Below are 5294 nucleotides of genomic sequence, written 5' to 3' on the forward strand. Positions count from 1 at the left end.
CGGCGCGCGCGACGGGGTGTACGGGAGGGAAACCCGGTGAGAGCGGGTGTCGTCAGAAGCCGGGGAGATGGTCCGGCGGTGCCGGCAGGGCTGGTCGGCTCTGAGCTCTCGGGGACGGCGCACCGCCGTCACCACGCAGGTACAGGCACATGGGTGCCACCGCCTCTCCTGGGGAAATCCGCCCCGTACTTCGAGGTGCGACGGCGTGAGTCTCCTGACTCGGGATCACAGCTTCTCCGGCCTTCCCACCCCGGGTGGGGCGGTGGCCATGGGTGGAGTCGCTCCCCCTACACAGTGGCGGTACCGTGCCGGAATCTCACCGGCTTCCTCGTTCCGCCGTCGCTTGCCGGACGAAGCATCGCAGAACCGGCCGCCGCCCCGCCAGACCCGCCCCTGTGCCGTCAGCCACAGGACGAGGAGGAGGGACGGGGCGGAGCCTCGTCCCGTTGCCCCGGACGCGGGTCCCCGGGGAGGAAGACGACGTGGGGTGCGCCGGTGCGGGGGTGGAGGGTGATCTCGGTCGTCACGCCGTAGACGTCCGCGAGGAGTTGGGGCGTGAGCACGTCGGCGGGCGGGCCGGAGGCGGTGACGGTGCCGTCGCGCAGCACGTACAGGCGGTCGCAGTAGTGGGCGGCGAGGTTGAGGTCGTGCAGGGCGATCAGGACCGTGGCCGGCAGGCGGCGCAGGGTGTCCAGGACGTCCAGCTGGTGCCGGATGTCGAGGTGGTTGGTGGGTTCGTCCAGGACGAGCAGGGACGGCTGCTGGGCGAGGGCGCGGGCGATGAGGACGCGCTGGCGTTCGCCGCCGGAGAGGCGGTCGAAGGGGCGGTGGGCCAGGCCGGTGGCGTCGACCGCGGCGAGCGCCGACCGGATCAGGGCGGCGTCCTCGGGAGTGTCCCCGTCGAGCAGCCGTTTGTGCGGGGTGCGGCCCATCGCGACGACCTCACGCACCGTCAGGTCGAAGTCGGCGGCCGGCTCCTGGACCACGGCCGCCACGGTCCGGGCCACCTGGCGCACGGGCAGCGACCAGGCGTCGGCGCCGTCGACCGCGACCCGGCCGGCGCTGGGGCGCAGCACGCGGTAGACGGCGCGCAGCAGGCTGGACTTGCCGCTGCTGTTGGGGTCGACGAGGCCGATGACCTCGCCGGGGCGGGCGGTCAGGGAGACGTCCTCGACGAGGCGGCGGGCGCCGGCGGTCAGGGTGACACCGTCGACGACGAGTTCGGTGGCGGTGGTCGTCATGCCCCTCCTCGGTCGGTGGTCCTGCGGGCGTCGCGGCGCATCAGCCACAGGAAGAACGGTCCGCCGCACAGCGCGGTGAGCACCCCGACGGGGATCTCCATGGGCGCGGCGACCACGCGTGCGGCGATGTCCGCCCAGATGAGGAAGACCGCCCCGCCGAGCGCCGCCGTCGGCAGCACGCGGCGGTGGTCGCCGCCGACGACCAGGCGCACGATGTGCGGCAGCATCAGGCCGACGAAGCCGATCGGCCCGCACGCCGCGACCAGGACGCCGGTGACGAGGGACAGCAGGACGAACATGCGGGCGCGGAACCGGGCCACGTCGAGGCCCATCGTCGTGGCGGCCTCCTCGCCGGCGAGCAGCAGATTCAGGTGGCGCGCCTGCACCATGAGGACGCTGACGCCCGCCACCAGGGCGATGCCGGGCAGCCACAGGGTGTCCCAGCTGACGCCGCCGAGACCGCCGAGGGTCCAGGCGAGGACCGCGCGGGCCTCGTTGCCCCGGTCGGTGGTGAGCAGCAGCAGATCGAGCACGGCGGTGAGCACGGCGGCGATGGCCACCCCGGACAGCACCAGCCGCGCGGAGGTGATCCTGCCTCCCGTGCGGGCGGTGGCGTAGACGAGCAGCAGCGCCCCGAGGGCGCCCGTGAACGCGGCCACCGACAGCGACACCGGCCCGAACAGGGTGACCCCGGACACGATCACCGCGACGGCGCCCAGCGACGCCCCCGAGGACACGCCGAGCAGATACGGCTCGGCGAGCGGGTTGCGGATCAGCGCCTGCAGAGCGGTGCCCACGACCGCGAGACCGGCCCCGGCGACCGCCCCGAGCAGCACGCGCGGCGCCCGCACGTCCAGCACGATCGTCTCCCGCGCCCGCGACCAGTCGGCCTCCGCCCAGTCGGCGCCGAGCGCGTGCGTCACGATGCCCCACACCTGGCCGGGCGGCACCTGGACCGAGCCGATCGCGAGGCCCGCCGTGGCGGAGGCCACCAGCAGGGCGGACAGGACGATGAGCGTGACGGCGAGACCTGCCGGGCCGGTTCGCCCGCCGTCCCGTTTCTCCGGTCCCGCGTCCCGCGCCACCGCGGTGCCGGTGACCGGAGCCGTCACCGGAAGCTCTCGGGATGGATGCCGCGGGCGAGGTCCTCCACCGCGTACGCGGACCGCACGCCCACCAGGGTCGCGGTCAGCGGCAGCACCACGAACCGCTTGTTCCTGATGGCGGGCACGTCCTCGAGGGCGGGCTGGGCGAGCAGGAACTTCTTCTTCTCCGCCACGCTGCCGGCGCCCGCGTAGTCGTAGATCGCGATGACCTCCGGCTTGCGCTCGACGACCTGCTCCCAGGACACGTCGCCGAAGACATCGTCGAGGTCGGCGAAGACGTTCTTGCCGCCGGCCAGCCGGATCAGTTCCGTGCCGAGGCTCTTGCCGCCCGCGGTGAAGGCGGCCTTGTCGCCGCTGTCGTAGACGAAGACGGGCACCTCGGGCTCGCCCTCGACGGCGGCGGTGGCCCGGCCGACGCGCTCGCGGAGGTCGGAGACGAGCATGTCCGCCCGGTCGGACACGCCGAAGATCCTGCCGATGGTGCGGATCTCGTCGTAGGTGTCCTTCATCGTGACCCGCTTCTCGCCGCAGTACTCGCGGTTGAGGTGGGTGTCGATCCCGGCGTCGGCGAACGCCTTGCGCGAGCGGCCCTCGTTCTCGGCGAAGGCGCTGCCGTAGCCGCCGTAGACGAGATCGGGCTCGGCGTCCAGGACGGTCTCGAAGGACGGCTCCTTCTTCGCCAGTTCGGGGATCGACGCGTAGTCCTTCCTCAGCTCGGGCAGCACGGCCGAGTCGGGGAAGGCGGTACCGACCATGCGGTCCTTCAGGCCCAGCGCGAGCATGAGTTCCGCGGGGTGCTGGTGGATGGTGACGACGCGGGCGGGCGGCTCGTCGTACGTCGTCCTCACGCCGCAGTTGTCGATGGTGACGGGGAAGCCGTCGCCGGCCGACGCGGCGGCGGTCTTCCCGTCCCGGGCAGTGTCCTGCGAACTTCCGCACCCGGCGGTCAGCAGGGCGGCCGCCGACAGGGCGAGGGCCGCGGCCGTGGCGCGTAGGGCCGTGCGCCGGCGGGCAGATGCGGGCAGGGCGGTGCGCCTGCGGGCAGGGGTGGGCAGCGGGGGACGGGACGTGCCGTCGTACACGTGAAGCCTCCTGGGGAGTCCGCGCTCCTCGGAACGGGCCCGCGACAGGCCAGTGTCCTGACTCCCGGATCGACGCTCCCCCTGGCCTTCCCGCGCGGAGCGCAGTGGCGTGCGAGAGGGGTGTACTCCCCGGTCACAGTGGCGGGACCGTGCCGGATTCGCACCGGCTTCCTGTGTCCCGTCGCGGCGATGACCCGCTGATCCTACGATCCGCCCGCTCCGGCCCAAAAGGGCGTACGCCGCCGGACGCACGCCCCCGGCCCCCCGGGGGCGGGAAGACCGGCTGATGGGATGATGACCGGCGACAGGGCGACGACGGTCCGAGGAAGCCGGTGCGAATCCGGCGCGGTCCCGCCACTGTGACCGGCGAGCGGATCCCGTACGGGCCACTGCCCCTGCGAGGGGCGGGAAGGCCGGGACGAGCTGTGACCCGGGAGCCAGGAGACTCACGTCGTCGCCTCCTCGACGCGACCCGGGGCGGATCTCCCCGGAAGAGAGGGGTGTTCCGGCATGCACGGAACGACGGACGGCGAGGCGTACGGCGCCGGGAGGGCCGGGGTGACCGAGTCGACCGGGATGACCGAGCTGACCGGGGTGACGGAGCGACCGGCCGGTGGTGTTCCGTGCCGGGTCGTGGTGTGCCGGGACTGCTGCTGCGGCACGCCCAAGGTGACCGGCGTCGACCACGCCGCCCAGACCGCGCGGCTGCGCGCGGAGGCACCCGTGCGCGTCTCCGCCTGCCTGGACGTGTGCGACCAGGCCAACGTGGTCGTCGTACAGCCCTCGGCCGCCGGGCGCGCGGCGGGGGCCCGGCCGGTGTGGTTCGGCCTGGTCAACGACCCGGACGCCACGGAGGACATCGCCGCCTGGGTCCGAGCGGGCGGCCCGGGCATCGCCCCCCGGCCGGAGATCCTCGACCTGTACACCTTCACCCCACCGCGCCGCCGTACGGGGCCTTGAACGGGGGCGGGCCGGGGCGGACCGGGATGGTCCGGGGCGGGGACGGGTCGGTGCGTACCGGGCGGGTCAGAGGGGCTGGGGGACGAGGGTGCGGGCGGGGTGGTTCGGGCCCAGGAACACGACGATGCCCTTGCCGTCGGGGGACGGGTGGGTGGCCTGGGTCCAGCCCTGGCGGTGGTAGAAGGCCATCGCCCGGGGCGCCTGCACGGATGTGAGCAGCCAGCAGCGGCCCTCGGGGGCGTCCGCGGTGACCGCGTCCAGCAGTGCCCCGGCGAGTCCGCTGCCGTGCGCGCCCGGCCGGACGGCGAGTTCGTCCACCTCGAAGGCACCGCACAGCCAGTCCTCGGTCCGCCCGGCGCCGAGTCCCGCGGCGGCCTGCGGATAGCAGCGGTCCGTGGGAAAGGGCGGCAGTGTGGTCCATCCGCTGGCGAAGCCCAGCACCTCCCGTCCGCTGACGGCCACCGCCGCGGCGAAACCGGGACGGCGCGCGTCGAGGGGGAGACGCGCGGCGAACTCGGCGGCCCGCTCCTCGTCCTCGTTCCAGGGCGGCGCGCAGAAGGCGTCGACGTAGACCGAGCGCAGCGCGCCGGCGTGGGCGAGGACGTCCTCGCCGCGCAGCACGGACACGGCCGGGACCGGCGGAGCGCTCACGGAACCCTCCCCTTCCTGCACCTGGGACCTTATTGCAAAGAGTGTGCAATAAGGTCCCAGGGTCCGCGCAAGGGGGCAGGCGTCAGGCGCGCGCGGCAGCGCCGCCCGTCCGCTTCCGGTGGATCAGGCCGAGCACCGCGTCGAGGACCAGGAACGCCAGCAGCGACCATCCCAGCAGCGGGAACGCCCAGCCGACGGCGACGACCAGCGGCACCCCGACCGCGAGCGCGGGCCAGGGCAGCCGTCGCCACGTG

The 5294-nt window shown here is 74.0% G+C and carries 5 protein-coding genes and 3 riboswitches; of the genes, 1 reads left to right on the forward strand and 4 read right to left on the reverse strand.

The window, feature by feature from the left end; all coding sequences use genetic code 11:
- Nucleotides 1-186: 186 nt before the first annotated feature.
- Nucleotides 187-371: riboswitch (cobalamin riboswitch) on the reverse strand.
- Between the two features lie 30 nt (nucleotides 372-401).
- From N4P33_RS32135 to N4P33_RS32145, 3 genes are read right to left on the reverse strand one after another with little or no spacing between them, the layout of a single operon-like run.
- Entirely contained in the window at nucleotides 402-1241 is an 840-nt protein-coding gene (locus tag N4P33_RS32135; RefSeq protein ID WP_260830469.1) for an ABC transporter ATP-binding protein, read from the reverse strand.
- The gene (locus tag N4P33_RS32140; protein ID WP_399030510.1) at nucleotides 1238-2353 is read right to left on the reverse strand and encodes a FecCD family ABC transporter permease; all 1116 of its coding nucleotides are present in this window, start codon (nucleotides 2351-2353) and stop codon (nucleotides 1238-1240) included. The genes N4P33_RS32135 and N4P33_RS32140 overlap by 4 nt, the downstream gene beginning before the upstream one ends.
- The gene (locus tag N4P33_RS32145) at nucleotides 2350-3429 is read right to left on the reverse strand and encodes an ABC transporter substrate-binding protein (RefSeq protein ID WP_260830470.1); all 1080 of its coding nucleotides are present in this window, start codon (nucleotides 3427-3429) and stop codon (nucleotides 2350-2352) included. Before N4P33_RS32145 ends, N4P33_RS32140 begins: the two co-directional genes overlap by 4 nt.
- A gap of 29 nt (nucleotides 3430-3458) precedes the next feature.
- A riboswitch (cobalamin riboswitch) is annotated at nucleotides 3459-3642 on the reverse strand.
- Nucleotides 3643-3751: 109 nt separating this feature from the next.
- Nucleotides 3752-3877: riboswitch (cobalamin riboswitch) on the forward strand.
- Nucleotides 3878-4005: 128 nt separating this feature from the next.
- Here N4P33_RS32145 and N4P33_RS32150 point away from each other — a divergent pair.
- Nucleotides 4006-4389, forward strand: a complete 384-nt coding sequence (locus tag N4P33_RS32150; protein WP_260830473.1) for a (2Fe-2S) ferredoxin domain-containing protein — start codon at nucleotides 4006-4008, stop codon at nucleotides 4387-4389.
- Between the two features lie 66 nt (nucleotides 4390-4455).
- On the opposite strand, the gene N4P33_RS32155 is transcribed toward N4P33_RS32150, so the two are convergent.
- A complete protein-coding gene (locus N4P33_RS32155) occupies nucleotides 4456-5040 on the reverse strand; it encodes a GNAT family N-acetyltransferase (RefSeq protein WP_260830471.1) in 585 nt (194 codons plus the stop codon).
- Nucleotides 5041-5294: the final 254 nt, after the last annotated feature.

This window comes from Streptomyces sp. 15-116A, from assembly GCF_025290915.1.
Classification (GTDB): Bacteria; Actinomycetota; Actinomycetes; order Streptomycetales; family Streptomycetaceae; genus Streptomyces.